The organism is Hymenobacter terricola (genome assembly GCF_017921975.2).
Taxonomy (GTDB): domain Bacteria; phylum Bacteroidota; class Bacteroidia; order Cytophagales; family Hymenobacteraceae; genus Hymenobacter; species Hymenobacter terricola.
The window spans coordinates 18,928-38,244 of the sequence record NZ_JAGEMO020000086.1 but is presented as its reverse complement, the minus strand read 5'-3'; the positions used below and the strand labels follow the sequence as shown (position 1 = coordinate 38,244).

13 protein-coding genes are annotated in these 19,317 nt (G+C 60.9%); 9 read left to right on the top strand and 4 right to left on the bottom strand.

The features are described 5' to 3' along the window. Positions 1-277: 277 nt before the first annotated feature. From J4G38_RS24720 to J4G38_RS24710, 3 genes are all read right to left on the bottom strand, one after another. Complete coding sequence (locus J4G38_RS24720) at positions 278-640, bottom strand: hypothetical protein (protein ID WP_210521557.1); 363 nt, start codon at positions 638-640, stop codon at positions 278-280. Between the two features lie 1,259 nt (positions 641-1,899). After that, positions 1,900-3,105 carry a DEAD/DEAH box helicase gene (locus J4G38_RS24715; protein ID WP_210521556.1) on the bottom strand — a complete coding sequence of 402 codons (1,206 nt, stop codon included), beginning with the start codon at positions 3,103-3,105 and terminating at the stop codon, positions 1,900-1,902. Between the two features lie 121 nt (positions 3,106-3,226). Next, complete coding sequence (locus J4G38_RS24710) at positions 3,227-4,540, bottom strand: replication initiation protein (protein WP_226163820.1); 1,314 nt, start codon at positions 4,538-4,540, stop codon at positions 3,227-3,229. 1,507 nt (positions 4,541-6,047) lie between these two features. Between J4G38_RS24710 and J4G38_RS24705 the strand changes: the two genes are divergently transcribed. From J4G38_RS24705 to J4G38_RS24685, 5 genes are all read left to right on the top strand, one after another. After that, on the top strand, positions 6,048-6,815 hold the full coding sequence (locus J4G38_RS24705) for a ParA family protein (RefSeq protein ID WP_210521554.1): 768 nt from the start codon (positions 6,048-6,050) through the stop codon (positions 6,813-6,815). Then, a complete protein-coding gene (locus J4G38_RS24700; RefSeq protein ID WP_210521553.1) occupies positions 6,808-7,098 on the top strand; it encodes a hypothetical protein in 291 nt (96 codons plus the stop codon). Before J4G38_RS24705 ends, J4G38_RS24700 begins: the two co-directional genes overlap by 8 nt. 427 nt (positions 7,099-7,525) lie before the next feature. After that, positions 7,526-8,461, top strand: coding sequence for a replication initiation protein (locus J4G38_RS24695; RefSeq protein ID WP_210521552.1), 936 nt, complete (start codon positions 7,526-7,528; stop codon positions 8,459-8,461). A gap of 146 nt (positions 8,462-8,607) precedes the next feature. Then, positions 8,608-9,315: a recombinase family protein gene (locus J4G38_RS24690; RefSeq protein WP_210521551.1), complete on the top strand. Its 708-nt coding sequence runs from the start codon at positions 8,608-8,610 to the stop codon at positions 9,313-9,315. Between the two features lie 112 nt (positions 9,316-9,427). Next, on the top strand, positions 9,428-10,543 hold the full coding sequence (locus tag J4G38_RS24685; RefSeq protein WP_210521550.1) for a PDDEXK nuclease domain-containing protein: 1,116 nt from the start codon (positions 9,428-9,430) through the stop codon (positions 10,541-10,543). A gap of 331 nt (positions 10,544-10,874) precedes the next feature. Here the strand turns inward: J4G38_RS24685 and J4G38_RS24680 are convergent, their stop codons facing one another. Beyond that, on the bottom strand, positions 10,875-13,541 hold the full coding sequence (locus tag J4G38_RS24680) for a T9SS type B sorting domain-containing protein (RefSeq protein WP_210521549.1): 2,667 nt from the start codon (positions 13,539-13,541) through the stop codon (positions 10,875-10,877). 544 nt (positions 13,542-14,085) lie between these two features. Between J4G38_RS24680 and J4G38_RS24675 the strand changes: the two genes are divergently transcribed. From J4G38_RS24675 to J4G38_RS24660, 4 genes are all read left to right on the top strand, one after another. Beyond that, positions 14,086-15,159, top strand: a complete 1,074-nt coding sequence (locus J4G38_RS24675) for a sensor histidine kinase (RefSeq protein ID WP_226163818.1) — start codon at positions 14,086-14,088, stop codon at positions 15,157-15,159. Next, on the top strand, positions 15,156-15,947 hold the full coding sequence (locus J4G38_RS24670) for a LytR/AlgR family response regulator transcription factor (protein WP_210521547.1): 792 nt from the start codon (positions 15,156-15,158) through the stop codon (positions 15,945-15,947). Before J4G38_RS24675 ends, J4G38_RS24670 begins: the two co-directional genes overlap by 4 nt. Before the next feature lie 135 nt (positions 15,948-16,082). Further along, on the top strand, positions 16,083-18,599 hold the full coding sequence (locus J4G38_RS24665; RefSeq protein WP_210521546.1) for an outer membrane beta-barrel protein: 2,517 nt from the start codon (positions 16,083-16,085) through the stop codon (positions 18,597-18,599). A gap of 116 nt (positions 18,600-18,715) precedes the next feature. Next, positions 18,716-19,285, top strand: a complete 570-nt coding sequence (locus J4G38_RS24660) for a hypothetical protein (protein WP_226163822.1) — start codon at positions 18,716-18,718, stop codon at positions 19,283-19,285. Positions 19,286-19,317 lie beyond the last annotated feature (32 nt).

The window sequence follows — 19,317 nt, the reverse complement described above, 5'->3', positions numbered from 1 at the left end:
AGTTGAGCGGTAACCAGGCCTGGCCGGCGGACACGACCCGAGACGGGCGCAAAATCTACCTGCGCCGCCGCTGAAACCGAGCCGCGGCGTGGAACGGCTCGTTCACCCAAACGAGCGTGGCTGTTGCAGAACCCTTGGCAAGCCCCATTTGTCGGGTGGTCAAACCTACGACCGTTTGAAAAAGGTGCTTTACAAGCCTTATTTTCCGCTTGTAACCACTTCCAGTAGCTTTTCAGGCTGTTGAGCCGAGTTCTGCAACAGCCACGAGCGTTTGGCTTTATCGCCCATCTAAGGCCGCAACAGTCACAGGAAAAACAACCCAGCCTTCCTTTGGATAAAAGTACTTTTCCAACTGCTGTTGCGTCAGCGGTTTCCACTGCTGTTCAAAGCCCCATCGGTGCAGCTCCTCCACGCATTGCAGGATACGGTCCTTCGTTATCTCGTGTAGGATAACAAGGTTCTCTTCGAGCCAGCACGACTTATCGGCATCAAACTCGCCGCGTATCCGTGCGAGGGTAAGCAAGTTCATCTGATAGAAATCACCTGTGGCATTCCCGATTAGAACATCTGACTTGATGCCGCGAGTTAACGACTCGATGTCGTCATCATACCCAGAGGAAAAAACGACCAAATAGTCCATACTGTGCTTAAAAGGCTTAGTTCTTCATGGCAATCTGCTGAAAAAACCGTTCGCTGAAACGGTGCTTTTGGTTGTTCGTCGTTGATTCCTGGAAGAGGGCAACGACATGGCGCAAGACCGACAGGCGTCCCCCACCTGAACGCCTGCGCCAACGCCTGCTCCAACGCCTGTACGCTGCCGCGCGTGAACCGGAAAAAGCAGCGGAGCCGAAGGGCCCGCGTTTGCCCGCCTAAAACGGGTGTTTCGGCGCGTGTTTCACGGCGTTTTCGGGCCGTTTTCGGGAACGGCCCCGGGCCGTGGGGTCCCGATACCCAAAAACGGCCCGAAAATGCCGTTAAGTCACCGCCGCGGGTCTGCGGCGCAGGGGGCGGCCGAGCCGTTCCCCGCACGTGCCGCCGCGTTTTCTAAAGGATTGCAAAGGATTCTAAAGGATTGCAAAGGATTCTAAAGGATTGCAATAGTGAAAACGAAAGGCTTTCAAAGGCTTCCAATAACTTCCAAAGGCTTCCAATAATCAATAATGGAAGCCTTTGGAAGTTATTGGAAGCCTTTGGACCGGAGGGAGTACTCCGTCCGTGCGCGGAGGGGTACTCACCGCCCCTTCTCGGACGCGGACGCCCCCGCCCCTGGCCGCGCCCCCGCCCTGGGTGCAACAGCCTGTAAAACAGGGCATGGTGCCCAGTGGTTGCCGTGGGCAACCGCCGAGAAAACGCGCGGGAACGGTGTCACCGGGCGGCTCATCCGCCCCGGACCCGAAAAACCCGCCAGATGCAGCGGCCGCCGAGTGGCCGTTCGGGTTCATCCTCAGGCGATTGCAGCGGTTCGGGGAGCGAATAGAACACGTCGCCGCCCTTTTCGTAATTTGCTATTAATCAAGCTATTATCTGCTTTCGGGCCGGTCACTGATATTTCGGGCCGCTTTGTTCGCGCGAGGCGGCCGGAGGCGTTCGAAAAACAGGAACGCTAAAAGCCCTCATTTACGGCGGTTTCGGGCCGTTCAAGGGGGAGGGAAAACCCGTACGAAAACCGGTGGTTTAGGGAATGACTTCCGATCCAGTAATTCGGCAGGAAAAGCGAACATGGGCCCAAAATTGCTGCCTGTTGAAACACAAACGTGCCGTTTATGTCGGGTGGTGCCCGCAAACGACTCGGCGCGGGCAACCCGTTCGCCCGTGCCGAGTCGTTCCCTAGCCGTTCGTAGTCGTTCGCGAACGCGGGGCGAACCGTTCGCTGGGGGTGCCGGCCGCGTTCGCGAACCCCTACCCAATCGCGGGCATCGGCGGGGCTTCCGGTCCTTCGCTGGCGGCCTCGACGTAGCTAATCTTGGCCGGGTCGAAGGCCGCCAGGGCCTGCGCCACCCAGTGCTCGTCGATGGTGTCCGCATAGGCGAGCAGGTGCACCGTGGCCGTCTCCTCCGGGTTCAGGCGCAGCAGCCGGCCGATGCGCTGCGCGGCCTTGCGCTCGTTGCCGAAGGCGTGCCAGATGATGCCCACCCGCAGGTCCGGCAGGCTGATGCCCTCCGAGAGCTGCTGCACGCAGGCCAGGGACGGAATCTGCCCGGTGTTGAACAGGGCCAGGTTCTGCTGGCTGTCTTTGTTGCCCGCGTGGTAGGTGTGGGGGCTCTGCTGCGCGGCCTGCTGCTGGGTGCAGGTGAAGAGCAGCACCTTTTCGGTTTGCTGGCCGGCTAGGTAGCGCATGTAGTGGCCCTTGGTGGGGTAGTCCATCAGGGCCCGCATGCGCAGGATGCGCAGCGTCTCTACCGGCAACGGCTCGGTCCCGCCGGCTTCGGCGCGCGCGAGCCGGCTGGTCCAGTACTGGTAGCTCTCGCGCTCGCTGGTGATGTAGGTCTGGCCCGCCTTGGTCGTGTAGGCGTAGTCGCGCACCGCCCGCAGGGGCAGGCGGTGCACCACCAGGCGGTAGTCGTTGAGCAGGCCCGCCAGCACCGCCTCGTCGGTCGTGTAATCCACGAGGATGGGGCAGTAGGTGGCCACGAGCCGGCCCTTTTCGCTCCGCTCCTGCGCGGGCGGCGTGCCGGTCAACCCCAGGATGTGGCCCTGGCGGGCCACGTGCGCCTGCAGGCCCGGCGCGTGGGATTCCTTTAAGGCGTGGCACTCGTCGAGGTAGAGCTTGTGGAAGGCGCCGGCGGCCAGAACCTTGCCCAGGGAGCGGTAGGTGGTGAAGGTGATCCGCTCGAGCAGGTGGGCCAGGCCGAATTTGCGGGCTTCCTGGGGCCAGGCGTCGAGGATGGCTCGGGTCGGGGCGGCCACCAGCAGGGGCTGGCCCGCGGGCTGGCGGGCCATGTCGCGCAGGCCCACCAGGGTTTTGCCCAGGCCCATGGTCAGGGCCACGCCGGCCAGTTGCCGGCCGCCGAGCTGGGCCAGCACCTGGTCCTGCAAGGCCTGTTTACGGGCCGCGGCGGCGGGGGGAGCGGCGGCGGGGGTGGCGGGCACGAAAGGGGAAAGCATGAGCAGCAGACGGCTAGGGCCGCCCCGGGGCGGCAAGAAGGAGAGGGGGGGTTGCCCGGCGCCAACCGGCCACGGACCAGGTGCCCGTACGGGCCTCCGGTACCGGGGTTGTACCAACGGGTTAGGACAACAGCTGGCGGAGTTGCGCTTCCAGGCCCGCAATCTCGGCTTCGACGACCGCTAACGGGGCGGGTCGGGTATGCTCGTCGTAGTATACCGCGGTCTGAATAATATTCAAACTGTTTCGGGACTCCTCCAGCTTACTGATCAACTTTCGGCGTTGGTGCTCGGTGGCGGCAGAACTAGCGGTACGCTTTGTCCGGGCCGCCGCTTGCTGCGCTTTTTGGTAGTCCTCCAGCAGGTAGGCGTCCGTGAGCGCGGTGAAGACGGCACCCGCTTCGTTCTTCACTTTGCCGGCTTTTGCCTTCGCTTGTACCGTGTCGAGGACGTAGCGAATATATCTCTCGTCATATATACCGGCCTGTAGTTGCTGCTGAATTTTGGGGAGGCTCTTCGCCGACACCCCCGCGTCCCGCACGGCGGCTTCCCACGCGGCCGCCGGCGCACCGGGCAAGGCCCGCGACGGGCTCGCCGGCCCCACCGGCTTGAACAGAAACGTGATGTGGGTGACCGTCCGCCCCTTGCTCCGGGTGGAATAGGTGAAGGGCAGGTCCGTGTGCGCCAGTTCGGCTTTGGCCCGTTCCAGCACCCGCGCCCGGAAATTGTTGAAGCGGTCGTACCCCTGCGAGAGCCCCAAAATGGCCTTCAACTCCTCCAGGGCGATGGTTCGTTTGCCGAAGGTGGCGTACTCGCGCAGCAGCCAGTAAATGCGGGAAGACACCGCACTTTTGAGCTTCATGAGCTCCGCCAGTTGCGCCTTGGTGAAGTTGCTGTGCAGCTGCAGCAAATAATCTTGCAGCTCGTCGTTGAAGCGCAGCACCAGCAGGCCTTCGCCTTCCACGTAATCCGCCCGGGCCAACAAGGGGATGGCCGAGTACGTGCGCTGCGTCAGGACGCGCTGGCCATCCGTCCCCAGCGTCTCGAGGGTGATTAGGCGGCCGGCAAAGTTTTCCAGGACTTTGCGGATGTGCCCGTAGTTCTGACTGGAGGCGGCGTCCAAGAACTCCTGCACGCGGAGCTCGCATTTCACAAACGCGGCATCGTCGCGCTGGATCTGCGCCAGCATCGCCAAAAAGAGGCGGGTCTCGGTGGTGGTCAAGTCAAACCGGCCGTTGACCAAGGCGTTGTGCTGCACGACCAGCGGGTGTCGGGTTCGGGCGTTCGGGTCGGTCATAGGAAAACGGGGGCAGCAGTTCCCGTCAAAGGTACGCGCAAACGGTTCATCGACTACAAATTTTTTGAGTTCGAGGCGTTTCACACCAATTTGGTAGTCGTATCCGGGCCTTTTCGCACCAAAACCGTAGTCGATCCACACCAATTCGGTAGGCGATGGCCACCAAAACGGTAGTCGATCCACACCAAAACGGTAGTCGATCACCCTCAAAAAATCTTGTTTATCAATTAGTTACGCAACCAGTAAACTACTTTAAAAGGTAATAATCTTTCTAAACAGCTAGTTTTTTGTCGTTTTCTTTTTTTTGCATGAAAAGGGCTAGCAGAAGTGCCGGACAAGCGCCGGCGTTGGAAGTAGCTCACCACCGGGCGCGCAGCCGGCGCACAGAAATAATATGAGTTAATACCTTGATTTACAAAGGATAGAATAGGTTTTAGGCCCGTGATTCGACTACCGTTTTGGTGTGGATCGACTACGGTTTTGGTGGCCTCGTCGGACGAATCCGTCCCGTTTCGTCACCGTTCCGGGCGCTCCTCGCCGGCTGGAAAAGGGTGCCCGGAATAGTGCCAGTATCGACTACATTTTTGGTGGCACGTTTTAGACGGCGAGAAAATTGTAAAATACTGAATACGAGTAAGTTAATTTTTTGCTTAAAATCAAGGAATAGTGCTAAATCGCAGGGTCGGACGGCCCTGTTGTCGTCGCAGGTTTGGACTGCAGGATGCTGCAGCGAACGGGCGGAAATTATCTCCGTAAGGCCACGTCTGCGTCCGCCGTGGCGGGCCGCACCCAGCAGCCCCAGCGGGGTTTTCAACGCGGACCGAGCGGCACCCGCGAGCCCCCTCCCCGGACCCGCTCTACCAAACGAGGCGGCTGGCCGGTGCCCGGCGGCCCCGCCGGCGTAGTGCCGAAAGGGAAGAACGGGGTACGGTTGGGACAGCCACCGGCCGACGGATTGCCCGCCAACGTCGGGCGTTCGGGGGAGTTCTTCGCGCATCGCCTGCGGCGAGGCATGCGTGGTGCCCGCCATTGCCAGGCGCGCAACGCCCCAGCGCCTGCCGTGGGGGTAAAAGCGGTGATTGGCTTCGCGGCTGGATTGGTCCGGCTGGGCGACGACCGGACCTGGGCGAGGCACCGGAACCGCTGCTCCGGGCCCCGCGCACGGCCGAGCGCCGGCACGAGCAGGCCAACACGAGTGGTGGTCGCCGGGGTGGGGGAAGCGCAGCGAGCCCCTCCCCCACCCCGGCGTGGTATGAGAAGCTACTTTATGTTAAACGGAAGGCCCAGAAAGTGATTCTAGATAGAACTGCCTTGCGCTACAAGACCTAGGTTCTAAGCCTAGAGGATCACCACGACGATACATTGAGTCATCCATTCCATGAGACTTGATGTATCGTCCCAAGTCAATAAGATGTAATGCTGGAATCAATAAGCGACTAGACTCGCTTCAAATCGAGGGTTTATGCCCATATCCATCAAGGGCAATCATTAATTCATGTATTTAAACAATTCATGTTTTTATTAATTCTATCATTTTGCCATTATTGAATTCAAAGAATTCATGTTTTCTAAAATTCTAGAATTCTGGCATGCTAGATTTCTTTGCTTTCAAGTATGATATCATGCTACCATTCTTTACATTCGCCTAATGAAGACAATTGTATTGGCCAACAATAAGGGAGGGGTAGGGAAGACTACTAGTGTTCTGAACCTTGCAGACGCCTTAGTAGCGCGTGGACATACCGTGCTTCTCATCGATGGAGACCAACAGGGCAATCTCACCCAATCCTTCACTTATAACCCGCCCCCAGAGCGTACACTTGCCAGTGTACTGTTAGGCCGTATGGAATTGTCTGAAGCCGTACAGGAAATGCGCCCCGGTCTTTACTTACTCCCATCCGGTGGTGATTTGAATGATGCTGTAGCAAAGCGGGCCGAACAGCCAGGAGCAGAGCTGGCTCTGCGCAAGTTGCTGATGCCTGTGCAAACTGATTATACCATTGTCGACACGCCGGGCAGCATGGGCAAGTTTACAGACATGGCACTAACTGCTGCCCATGGGGTACTAATTCCGGTCCACCCCGAAGTGTACGGCATCCGCGGGTTGGTGAACTTGCTCGGTCGCTGCGATATGATTGTGGACGGGCTGAATCCTTCGCTAAAAATTCTGGGTTTGTTCTTTACCCAATACAACCGCAACGACCGACGTGTAGTACTGCGCTCCAACGTTGAAGCCATCGAGGGTCACAGCGTACTTGGCCCCTATGTCCTCCGAAGCACCATCCGCGACAACGTAGCAGTCAAAGAAGCCCAGAATCAGAAGCAGAACCTCTTTGAATACGCTCCAGAGAGTAACGCTGCAACGGACTACACTGTGCTCACCAGTGAACTTTTAGACCGCCTTAATAATGAATAGCCCCTCCAAAAAAGACTTGTTCGGCTCTGCACGCTTGGACGAAATAACCGAACCCCTGCGCTCGGGCAAACCTGACACCCTAGTTCCTTACTCGACGCGAATCAAGCGTAGCACCTACTTACACCTCAAGCAAGCCAAGTACTATGTAGCAGGATTTGTGGAACAGGACTTCGTCGACGCCGCTATTAAAGCAGCATTGGAGAAGCTACCAGAAGCTGCCCAACCATTACCTCCTGGACACCTAGCGGCACTAGAGAAACAGAATAAGAAGCTTAGAGCCTAGTAATCAGTACTTAAAGGTAAAAAATCAAGTAAAATATCTGCGCTTTGTGCCATCTATTACTGCTGTTTTGACTTATAATCCCTTCCCTTTCACGAGAGGGCCGCTTATAAAACCTTTCCTTTGGAGCTCGTTTTTACACCCGGAATCGTCCCTTCCCACCCCTTTAAAAGCTTTTGTTGGCACAACTAATCACAAGCTTGTGTATTTGTCTTTTATTTGTATCTATTTGAGGCGCTATAACTCATTGATTTAAAGTGCTTCAAATAGGGTAAAGGATAGAGATTATAAGTGAAAGGGAAGGGATTATAAGCCAAAAGGAAAGGGATTATAAGCGAGGGGAAAGGTTTTATACGCAGAAGGGAAAGGAATTATAAGCGAAAGGAAAGGTGATTAGATTTCTTCTTTCCTTTCGTGTTACTTTCGGGGTATGGCCACTATCACTCCCTTACCTACAGGCTTAGAAATCCGGCAACACAATGCCATCACCACGGCGCGCTACGAAATGAGCGCCTGTGAAATGGACATCGTTTTCTACTTACTCAGCCTACTGAAAAAGGACGACAAACCCGGCTCCTTTTACCAAGTGAAAGTAAAGGAGTTGGTCCAGGTTACTGGGAGACAGTGGAACTACCAACAATTCTTTGAAGCCACTTCAGCATTGCGTTCTCGTGAGTACGTGATTGAAGACAACAAGCGCCGATTGCAAGTGGGTCTACTGGCTTCAGCAGAATACCTGAAAGGGGAGGGGGTAATCGAGTTGGAAGTATCAGAAAAGATGCGGCCTTACCTGATTGACCTCAAGCGCAACTTTACTTCCTTCCGGCTGCAGGCCGCCTTCAACCTGAGCAGCAAGTACGCCAAGCGCGTCTATCAAATAGCTAGCCAGTGGAAGGACAAGCCCAGCGTTACTTACACGTTGCATGACTTCAAGGTGATGCTGCACCTTAAAGATCCAGAAGGGAAAGAGCCTGAGCAGTACACGAAGGTCTCGATGTTACAAAAGTTTGTGCTTGACGCAGCAGTGAACCAAATCAACCAGCACACGGATTTAAAGCTGCGCTACGAGCTAATCAAGAAGGGGCGGGCGTTTGAGTCAGTGCGCTTTTTCATTCAGGCACAGCTTCCCGAGCAGTTACCCTTGCCCTTCGAACAACCACTAGACGAGGCACGGGAAGAAAAGGCCCGGCTTCATCTGCACGAATTGGGCATCAAGGACCCAACGCTGGTGGCGCGCATTCTCGGCACCCCGGAATTGGTCAACGACTTGTTCGGATTCGTCTACAAGCTCAAGACCGGCAAGCTCAAGGCGGCCACCAATGCGGGTGGGCTGTTCTTGAAAACGGCCGGTCTGTTGAAGAAGTAACCCCAGCCCGTCGCCCGTTCACCGGGCCAGCTAAATTGAGTTACCGCCGACCGCCTGGCAGGGGAGAGAAGGGAGCTTATAACGTTTAATAAACGTGCGTTTATTAAACGTTATAACGGCTAACTTTGTGGGAAATCGCCCCCAACATGGCTGCGCCCTTCCCGACCTACGTTCCCTACTTCCGCGTGAGCACCGCCCGCCAGGGCCAATCCGGCCTCGGCCTCGAAGCCCAACAAGCAGCGGTGCGCGCCTTCGTGCAAGACCCCGCGCAGCTGCTGCCCGAGTACGTCGAAATCGAGAGCGGCAAGAAGAACCAACGGCCCCAGCTGCTGGCGGCGATTGCCGAGGCCAGAAGGGTGGGGGCGACGTTGCTCATTGCCAAGTTGGATCGACTCAGCCGCAATGCGGGGTTCATCTTCGCCCTGCGCGACTCCGGGGTGGCCTTCGTCTGCTGCGACATGCCCGACGCCAATACCTTAACGGTGGGCCTGTTTGCCGTCATCGCCCAACACGAGCGCGAAACCATCTCCAAACGGACCAAGGAAGCCCTGACCGCCAAGAAGGCCCGAGGAGCGAAACTGGGCACGCCGGCCAACCTGACGCCGGCCGCCATTGCCAAGAGCCGGCACGTGCGGCAAGCCAACGCCCGGGAAAACCTGCAGAACCAGCAGGCCACCCGGCTCGGGGGGTTATTGCATGCGCAGGGGCACACGTTGCAGCAAATTGCGCAGGAGTTAAACCAAGGGGGCTACCGCACCCGGCGCGGGAAGCTGTTCCTGCCCATGTCCGTGCAGCGGCTGCTCCAGCGGGCCAGCGCGCCCCCGCCATCCGAGCCATTCGCCCAACCTATATAAAGGAAAAGCACGTTTCTTGACCAAGCGAAGGCAGTTCTCTTCCTCCCGCTGCCGCGTTTCATCGAGGCCGACTGCTTGGGCGCACCCAGGGGACCGGTGTACCTTCGCCCCCATGGCAGAAACCACGCTTTCGACGCTGGCCGAACAGATTGAACAGCTGCACGCCCAAGCGCAGCGGGCGGCGGCGCAACAGGTCAACTATTGGCTGACGGTGCGCAACTGGTTGATCGGCTGGCATATTGCTGAGTATGAGCAGGGCGGCAGCGACCGGGCCGACTACGGCGAGCGCGTGCTGCCGGCGTTGGCCCGGCAGTTGCGCGGCGTCAAGGGCCTCGCGGTCCAACGGCTCTACGATTGCCGGGCGTTTTACCGGCAGTACCCGATCCTTCTCCAGACAGCGTCTGGAGAATTGCACCGGGCCGGGTTGCTGAGTGCGGCCCGGCTCCCCGCGCCGGGGGCCTCGGAGCAACCGGGCGGGCCCGGCGCGTTGCCGGGCATCGCCCCCCAGCTGCTGTTGACGCGGCTGAGCTTCTCGCATTTTCTGGAACTGCTGGCCCTGGACCGGCCATTGCAGCGCGCGTTTTACGAGGTGCAGGCGGTGAACAACAGCTGGTCGGTGCGGGAATTGAAGCGGGCCATTGAGTCCGCGTTGTATGAGCGCACGGGGCTCTCGACCGACAAGGCCGCGGTGCTGGCCGGCCACGCCGGCGCGCACCCGCTGGCGGTGGCCGACGTGATGAAAAATCCCTACGTGCTGGAATTCCTCGGGCTGGACGAGCGGGCCCGTTACAGCGAGAGCGACCTGGAGGCGGCGATTATCGCCCACTTGCAGACGTTTCTGGTGGAGTTGGGGCGGGGCTTCTGCTTCGAGGCCCGGCAAAAGCGCATCACCTTCGACAACGAGCACTACTTCATTGACCTGGTCTTTTACCACCGCATTCTCAAGTGCCACGTGCTGGTGGACTTGAAGCTTGGGGCGTTCAGCCACGCCGACGCAGGGCAGATGAACGTGTACCTGAACTACTACCGGGAGCAGGAGATGACCGCGGGCGACAACCCGCCGGTGGGGCTCATTTTGTGCGCGCAAAAGAACGATACGCTGGTCCGCTACGCCACCACCGGCATGGCCGAGCAGCTCTTTGTGAGCAAATACCAAACAAATTTACCGTCGGAAGAGGAACTGCAGCAGTTGGTGCGCGAGGAGCAAGAACGCCTGGGCAACCGCTAGATGGCCCGTGCGAAGACCGGCAAACAAGGGCCCCTTCGTCGGCATTTCTAACGAGCCGCTGATGCCATTAATCTCTACTTTCTACCCGGTTGTAACGGATTGCAGGGGCTCGTTTATAACATGTAAAATGCTAATCGCTGCCGATGATTCGTTGCCGGGTTGGCATCTCTAGCAACGTTGGCCTGTTCTAGCCGCCTGTTTGGCTAAAGTTCTCTCCTACCGTGACGTCTTGGAGAGGGATATTTGTATAAGGTCTTACGGCTACCTGCTACACTCTCTAGCGCCCTATTAGCACTGATTTCTTGTGTAGTGCACAGGAGTTGATACACGCTTACCGCACGACTTCAATCCAGCCCTTTACGAGCTTTTCCTGAGCCTCGCACTCCGTGGAGTAGCGCCAGAGGTAGTAGTAAATTCCGGCGGGCGCCCCTGTGCCGGACCAAAAGTCGCCGTATGTGTCCGTGTGAAAAACCTCTTGGCCCCAGCGGCTATAAACCTGCAAGTGGAAGGTGCGGGGCGATTGCAGCGTCAACTCGAATACATCGTTGTGTCCGTCGTGATTCGGCGTGATGATGTTGGGCACAAAAACCGGAACTGCGGATTCAATGCGCACTTGCACCGCCAGGGACGTGGCCGAACAGTTTCCCTGCAGGAGCCTGATGCGGTAGGCACCGGCCTGGGTGGCTTGGAACGCGGACTGGCCGTTGCCCGGGCCCGGAACTTGCCAGGGACCACCGGTTGTCGCGGCGTATTGCCACTCGTACTGGGCTGCAGGAACCGGGTTGCGCACGCTCAGCCAAGCGCTTTGCGCCCCACAACGCAGCGTGAATGCATCGGCTCCCTCAAGCACGGGGAGCGCTGCTGGCGCCAACACAATCGCGAGGGAATCCGACGCGCGGCAGGCGCCGGTTCCGACTTCATAATAAAGCACACGGCGGCCGGCGCCAGCCGCCGAGGCCGAGAATATCCCCTGTTGCGCGTTGACGATACCCGGTCCCCGCCACGTACCCCCGGCGGGTGTTGCGGTGAGACGCAGAAGGGTGTCTAGGCGACAGAACGGGGGAGGCGGCGCCGTGAGCACCCGCACGGCAACCGGTTGGACGATGACGCTCAGCGTGTCTTGACCGCCGCAAGCGGTGCCGGCGTTGAAGCGATATGTCAGCAGATGCCGGCCGGGCCCCGCCACGACCGAACTAAAGGTGCCGGCGGTGCTGGGCAGAATGCCGGCCCCCAGCCACGTGCCGCCCGCTGGCGTGGCCTGCAAGGCAATTGTGGTATCCCGGGCGCAACTCAGGCGCCGCCCCACAGCCTGCACCCGCACCGCCACCGGCAGCACAACCAGGCTCAGCGTATCCTGCGGCCGGCAAAAGGCAGCGGAGGAAGCGGTGTACGTCAGCAGGTGTCGGCCGGGGCCCGCCGTGGAGGGGCGAAAGGTGCCGGCCTGCGCGCTGATGATGCCCGGGCCACTCCAAGTGCCACCGGGCGCGTTCGCGGTTAAGGTGATGGTTGTGTCGCGGGAGCAGGCAAGAGGCGGCAGGACCGGGCGGATAATCCGCAAAATGGAGCGAACCGTTATAAGGGCCGTGTCTACCCGGACGCAGTTCCCCTGCGCAAGGGAATAGGTGATGGTGTGCGTCCCGGCTCCTGCCACGGCGGGGTTAAAAAGGCCCGTCTGAGCGTTGGTGATACCGGGTCCGCCCCACGTGCCGCCCGTTGCCGTGGCGGGAAGCGAAACCGGGGCGTCCGTTACGCAAAAGGGGGCGGGCGGCTCAATGGCGGGGGCCCATTCCACAAAGGCTTGTCCGGCTCCCGCGATTCCGCCCGAGGTGCGGCCCGGGGCGCCAATGATGAGGTTCTGGCTGCGGGGGTCGAGGCCCACCCACGCGCCCAATACGTCGCCGGATAGCGACTGCGGCACGGCGTAGCGCCGCCGGAATTGCCACGTGCCGTTGCGGAGCTCGTAGCGAAACACCACACCGCTGTACACGGGCGGCATGCCGCCCGTGGGGCCACCCACTAGCAGCACTTTGTTGCTGATGGCAACGGTCAGGCCGTAGCGACCCGAGAAACTGTCGGGACAGAACAGCGTTTGCTGGAGCTGCCAGCCGGCGGCTGTGCGCAGGTAGATGCGCACCCCTTGGTTTGAATCGGTGCCAATCACGGCGTAGTTGCCGCGCACGCCGACCGTATTGCTCGCCAATGCGCCGCTGACGTAGGATTCGACCTGCGCCTGCTGCCACACGCCGGCCGGGGTGCGGTGGTAGAAATGCGCGGCGTTGCGGCCCCGGGTGAATCGGTCCACGGCGCCCACAATCAGGTTATCTCCGTCAATGGCCACGCTGTACCCGTAGTCGTACCCCGTGTTGGCGGCCTGGGGCGTAAGGGTAGCCACCAGCGCCCACGGCTGCGTCGGTACGGCCGGCTGCCGGTAGACGTATACGGATTTGGTCAGTGAAATATTCGAATCGCCGTTGCCCACGACCAAGTCCGTTCCGCTCTTGGCAATGGCCCACCCGAAGGTGGAGGCCAGTGGACTCGGGTTGGCAATGAAGCCGGTTTGCACCCACTGGCTGCCCTGCCGGGTGTAGATGTAAACCGCACCAATCCGACCGGGAGCGCCGGGCCGAGAAAAGCCATAAGCGGACACCACGGCCGTGGAATCGTCAATGTAGACATTGCTGCCGTAGACGTCGGCGGTCAGGGAGTTCGCCTCGCTCAGGGTCTGCCGGTAGACCCACCCCGTGCCGACGTGCTCGTAGATGTATGCTTTGCCCGGGGTAGCGCCCGTTGCCAACGTGCCATTGGCACCCGTGATGGCGAAGCGGGTACCGATGCTCACGCGATTCCCAAAAAAGCTGTTGGCAAGGGGCGCCGGCGCATCCAAGGCAACCAAGTCACAACCAACGGGGGTTTGCGCATGGAGCGAAAGGGGCAGGGCGAACAGGAAAAGCGCAACCCACTGAAGCAGGTTAGGAGCTAGTTGGTAGAAACGAAACATCAGCACATAGTAGAGGGACAGAACATAATAGCCTTGCTGTGGATGGCATTGGCCACGATAAAGATAAGCCGGCTCATGCGTTGGGAGGCTATATCTCTCTGCCCATCCACCGCCTTGCTAGTCCAGTGCGGCGCTCACGGGCTTGGCCAAACTCATTCTTTACGGCGACATGCGGCTTAGGACCTGCGCTACTATAAATGGCCTTGGTTAAAAGTTTGGTCCAAAAGTCGCATTTGGATTTGGCACGGCGGTTTCCCTGCTTTTGAGAGGTCCTGTGAATAATTTACCCGGATAAGCGGGGCAAATTATCCAATTGCTCTCCTGTGGCGGCGGGTTGTCACTATGTCGGCACGGTAGGAGTTCAGATGGGCTGTCTGACTGGGTAAATAGCCGTTCCAACCGCCCTTTTTCGGCTGCCAGCACTATTTTGTTGGCCGGGTAGCCACGGGCTCGCACCTTTGTCGCTGTCCACTACTCTTGCCATCGGGCGTTGTCAATGAGAAAGCGCTTGTCTCGTGCCACCGATTCGCCCCTCCGCTTTTCCTTGCGCCCGCACGCTCGGCTGGCGCTCGGCGTGCTGCTGATTTACTGGCCCATCCGGCTTTACCAGAACCTGCCCGTGTGGAGCGGCGCGGTGCTGTTGCGCAAGCTACCTTTTTTCATGGTGGAGGGGCTGCTCGTTTTTGGCCTGCTGCTGGGCTGGGTGCTGCTGATGGACTGGCTGCAAGACCGGCTGGTGGGCCAGGCAGCCAGCCCGGGGCTGCGGCTGCCCCCGCAGGGACTAGCCTTGCTCGTGGCGGTGGGCCTGGCCCTGCCCGCCAACGAGCTGTTCGGGCGCGTTCACGCCCGGATGCATGAAGGGCTCGAACACGAGCTGCCCGCCCTCGGGAGCGCCCCCGACGAGCCGGCCGACGATAACCGCCAGCGGCGGCGCATGAACAACGGCCTGACCGTGCTGGCCCTGCTCGCGGCCTTCTACCTGACGGCCAACCGGCGCTCGGCCCTGCGCATTCAGCAGTTGGGCCTGCATGCCGAGCGCTTGGAGCGGGCCACCGTGCAGGCCCAACTCGATGCGCTGCGCAACCAGGTGAACCCGCATTTTCTGTTCAATAGCCTCAGCATTCTCTCCTCACTCGTGGACACCGACGCCCGGCTGGCGGGGCAGTTCGTTGCCCGGCTGGCCACGGCCTACCGCTACCTGCTGGAGCAGCGCGACCAGACGCGCGTGCCTCTGCGCACGGAGCTGAACTTTCTGGCAGCCTACACCTTTCTGCTCACGGTGCGCTTTGAGGGCAAACTCGTCGTGGCCCTCGACGTGCCCGAGGCCGCCCGCGACGGTTACGCCATTGCCCCGCTCACGCTTCAGCTGCTGCTCGAAAACGCCGTCAAGCACAACCGCCTCTCTACCACCGAGCCCCTGCGGGTGACCATCGCGCTGGCCGGCGACTGCCTGCGGGTGACCAACCCGGTGCAGCGGCGGCTGGCCCCGGAAGTCTCCACGGGCGTGGGGCTGCAAAATATCATCGGCCGCTACCGGCTGCTAACCGACCGGCCCGTGCGGGTGGCGGAAACGGATGGTTATTTTGTCGTCGACTTACCCTTGCTGCCGCTGCCATGAACGTGCTCATCCTCGAAGACGAACCGCGCAGCGCCGCGCGGCTGGCCGACCTGCTGAAGCAGTGCGACCCGGCCACCCACGTGCTGGCTCAGCTGCCCTCGGTGGCCCAGGGCTTGACCTGGTTTGCCGCGCCGAGGCAGGGCCCCGGCCAGCCCGGCCACCCCGACTTGCTGCTGCTCGACATTCACCTCGAAGACGGCACCGGGTTCCAGCTCATCGAACAGGCCAAGCTCACGCTGCCCATCATTTTCACCACGGCCTTTGACGCCTACACCTTGCAAGCTTTCAAAACCAACAGCGTCGACTACCTGCTCAAGCCCGTGGACCCCGACGAGTTGGCCGCGGCCCTGGCCAAATTCCGGGCGCGGCATGCCGCGCCGGCCCCCGACCTAACGGCCCTGCTGCGGCTGCTGGGGCAACTGCCGGTACCGGGGCCACTGGTCCCCGCCTACAAGCCGCGCTTTATGGTGAGCAGCGGGGCGAAGCTGCGCAGCATCGAAACCGCCGAGGTGGCCTACTTTTTCTTCGCCGACAAAGCCACCTGGCTCACGCCCCGGCAGGGCCCCCGGGTGGACGTGGAGTATAGCCTCGACAAACTGACCGAGTTGCTCGACCCGGCCCGGTTTTTCCGGGTCAACCGGAGCTTTCTCGTGGCGCGGGAAGCCATCGGTACCATTCACGCATTTTCGGGGGGCAAACTTCAGCTCGACCTGCTGCCGCCGCCCCGCCAGGAGGTGTTCGTGAGCGGCGACCGGGTGACGCCCTTCAAGGAATGGCTGGGGAAATGAGTCCCCCGGGGCGGACGCTCAACCCCGCAAACGCCCGCCCCAACCCGGCCTTTCCGGCACTCAACTCCTTTTATTTTCGGGGGCGGCAGCAGCCCGGCAACTTTGTGTAGTTCGCTCACCTACACCCCGGTTGCTATGAAAACCCGCCGCTTTTTCCGCTGCTTTTCCTGCTGGTTTTTGCTCGGCCTGCTGACGGCCCCGGCCCCTGGTTCTGCCCAGACGCCGGCCCCGGCCGGCGGCCGCCCAGCCGCTGTGGCCGCCCCGGTGGCGGCGGGAGCGGTTAGCGGCCTGGTGCGCGACGCGGCCACCGGGCAGCCCGTCGAGTTTGCCAGCGTGGCGCTGCTGCGGGCCGCCGACGCGGGCGTGCTGCAGGCCACCTACACCGACGCGGCCGGGCGCTACACGTTGGGCCCGGTGCCGGCCGGGGCCTACACGCTGACGGTGTCGTTCGTGGGCTTCGCGCCGGGTACAGTGGCCACCTTCGCGGTCGCGGCGGGGCTGCCGGTGCCGCTCGGGCCGGTGGCGCTCCAGCCGCAGGCCAAGGCCCTGGGCGAGGTGGTGGTGACCGGGCAGCGGGCCGCCGTCGAGCAGCAGCTCGACCGGACGGTGCTCAACGTGGGGGCCCTGGCGTCGAACGCGGGGGCCACGGCCCTTGATATCCTGGAAAAAGCGCCTGGCGTTAGCGTGGACCAGAGCGGCCAACTCAGCTTAAAAGGCAAGAAAGAAGTCATCGTGCTCATCGACGGGCAGCGCACCTACCTCTCGGGCGAGGAACTGGCCAGCCGGCTGCGGGCGATGGACGCCACCCAGCTCAGCCAGGTGGAAATCATGACCAACCCCTCGGCCAAGTACGACGCGGCTGGCGACGCCGGGGTTATCAATCTCAAAACCAAGCAGCTGAACCAGGACGACCTCAACGGGACCCTGACGCTGGGGGTAGGGCTTTCGCCCTACTTCAAAAGCAACGACGGGCTGGCGCTCAACTACCGCGCCGGCAAGCTGAACACCTTTGCCAGCTACGGCCTGATTCAGAACAACGGCTCGTTCGACATCGAAACCCAGCGCAATTTCGTGGACGCGAACGGGCAGAAAACGGGCGAGCTGAACCAGGCGGCGCACCGGCTCTCGCGCAGCCAGACCCACACGCTGAAGCTGGGCCTGGACTATGCGCTGAGCGCCGCCACCACGCTGGGCTTCAGCGCGTCGGGCTTTCTGAACCCGCAGCGCCCCACCAGCACCACCACGACCACGCTCACCGATGCCGCCGGCGTGCCCACCGCCACCCTGCGCACCACCAGCCAGACCCGCGCCGCGTGGGACAACGCGGCCCTCAACCTCAACGGCCGCCACCAGTTCGGCGGCGAGCGGGCGCTGACGGCCTCGGCCGACTACTTGGCCTACCGGTCGAGCAATGCCCAAAACCTGCTCAGCGACACCTACGCACCCGACGGCACCCTGACCGGGCAGTTGCCGCTGCGGGGCGACATCCCGTTGGCCATCGACATCACCACCGCCAAGGCCGATTATAGTCAGCCCGTGGGCCAGCTCTTTAAGCTGGAAGCGGGGGCCAAAACGGCCCTGATTCAGACGCGCAACCAGGCCAGCTATTTCACGACTACCCCGGCCACCGGCGCGGAGCAGCCCGACTACTCCCGCAGCAACCAGTTCAATTACCGCGAGGCCATCAACGCCCTGTACGCGAACGGGAGCCGGCAGTGGGGCGCCTGGAACGCCCAACTGGGCCTGCGATACGAGGCCACCCAGTACACCGGCCACCAGCTGGGCAACCCCGAAAAGCCCGACTCGCTGTTCGTGCGCCGCTACCAGAATTTCTTCCCCACGGTGTTCGTGGGCTACAAGGCCAACGAGAAAAACCAATTCGGCTTCTCCTTTGGCCGGCGCATCGACCGGCCCGCTTACCAGCGCCTGAACCCGTTCCTGAGCATTATCGACCAGTACACGTACTCGACGGGCAATCCCTATCTGCAACCCCAGTTCAGCACCAACCTGGAGCTGGCCCACACCTACGACGGCTGGCTGACCACCACGCTCAACTACAGCCGCACGAACGGCTTCATCACCGAGACGCTGCAACAGCAGGACGACGTCATCGTTCGCAGCGTCGGCAACGTGGCCCGCCGCGACAACGCCGGCCTGGCCGTGAGCGCCCAGCTGCCCGTCAATAAAGCATGGACCGTCAACGCCTTTGCCAACGCGGCCTACACGCGCTTCGACGGCGCGATTGCCGGGACCCCATTCGCCGCGTCGGCCTTCAGCCTAAGCTTGAACCTGACCAACCAACTGGCCCTTGGCAACGGCTGGACCGGTGAGGTATCGGGCTTCTACCACGGCCGTAACCGCGACGAGGGCCAGGCCGTGGTGCGCAGCATCAGCCAGCTTTCGCTGGGCCTCTCCAAGCAACTGCTGGATAAGCGGGCGACCCTCACGTTCAACGTGCGCGACGTGCTGCACAGCCAGGTGTCGCGCGAAATCCAAGATTTCCCCGGCGTGGTGTCCACCCTCCAACTCACGCGCGACACGCGGGTGGCCAACGTCTCGTTCGTGTACCGCTTCGGGCAGGCGGCCGGTAAGGTGGCCAAGCATCCCGCCAGCAGCGCCGACGAGGAAAAGGACCGGGTGAAAACCAACTAGCCCCCATCGTGAGGTCGCCGGACCGCCCTTAGACAGGACCTGCCCGACCCACGAATGATTGATAATCAAGTGCTACGTGTAGCTTTGAAACCAGTATTTACTAAACTTCTTTCGCCATGAATCGCCACGACGTTGCCGACCAGGAAGTTATCCCGGCCCAGTTTATTGCCTTTTTGCTGGCGTGCGCAATAGGCCTGCTCGGAGGTGTTTTTCCGCCATCCGTCTCCGTTGTGGCGTACAAATTTGCCGACGCTATTTTCATCACGGGCTGCGTACTGGTGGCCATGAAGCTGGCCCGCAAGGGCTGGGACCTGCCGGCGGCGGGCTACACGGTGCTCTCCATTGCCTGGGGCGTGTTTTTTCTAGCCAAGGATTTTCGGCAGTTGGAAGTAGGCAACGATATTTTCGCTTCGGCTTTCTACTTCCTGCTGCCCTCCCTGGTGCTGATTGTTTTTTATCAACCCTTTCCGCGCTGGGTCAAAGCGCTCACCCTGTTGGGCTGCGTGCCTTCGCTCATCGAACTCATTATGTTGAAATCGGGGGGCGGACGGGCCTACGAAGACCTTGTGCGCACAGCCGGCTACCAACTGATTCACGGAGTTAGTCTGATTTGGGGCACGTTTTTCTACTGGCAGCACCGCCGGGAAATGCGCCAGGCTCGCCACGTCGCAAACGAAGCCGCTTGAGTCGGCAGGCTTGATGGGTGCCCAGCGGGCCG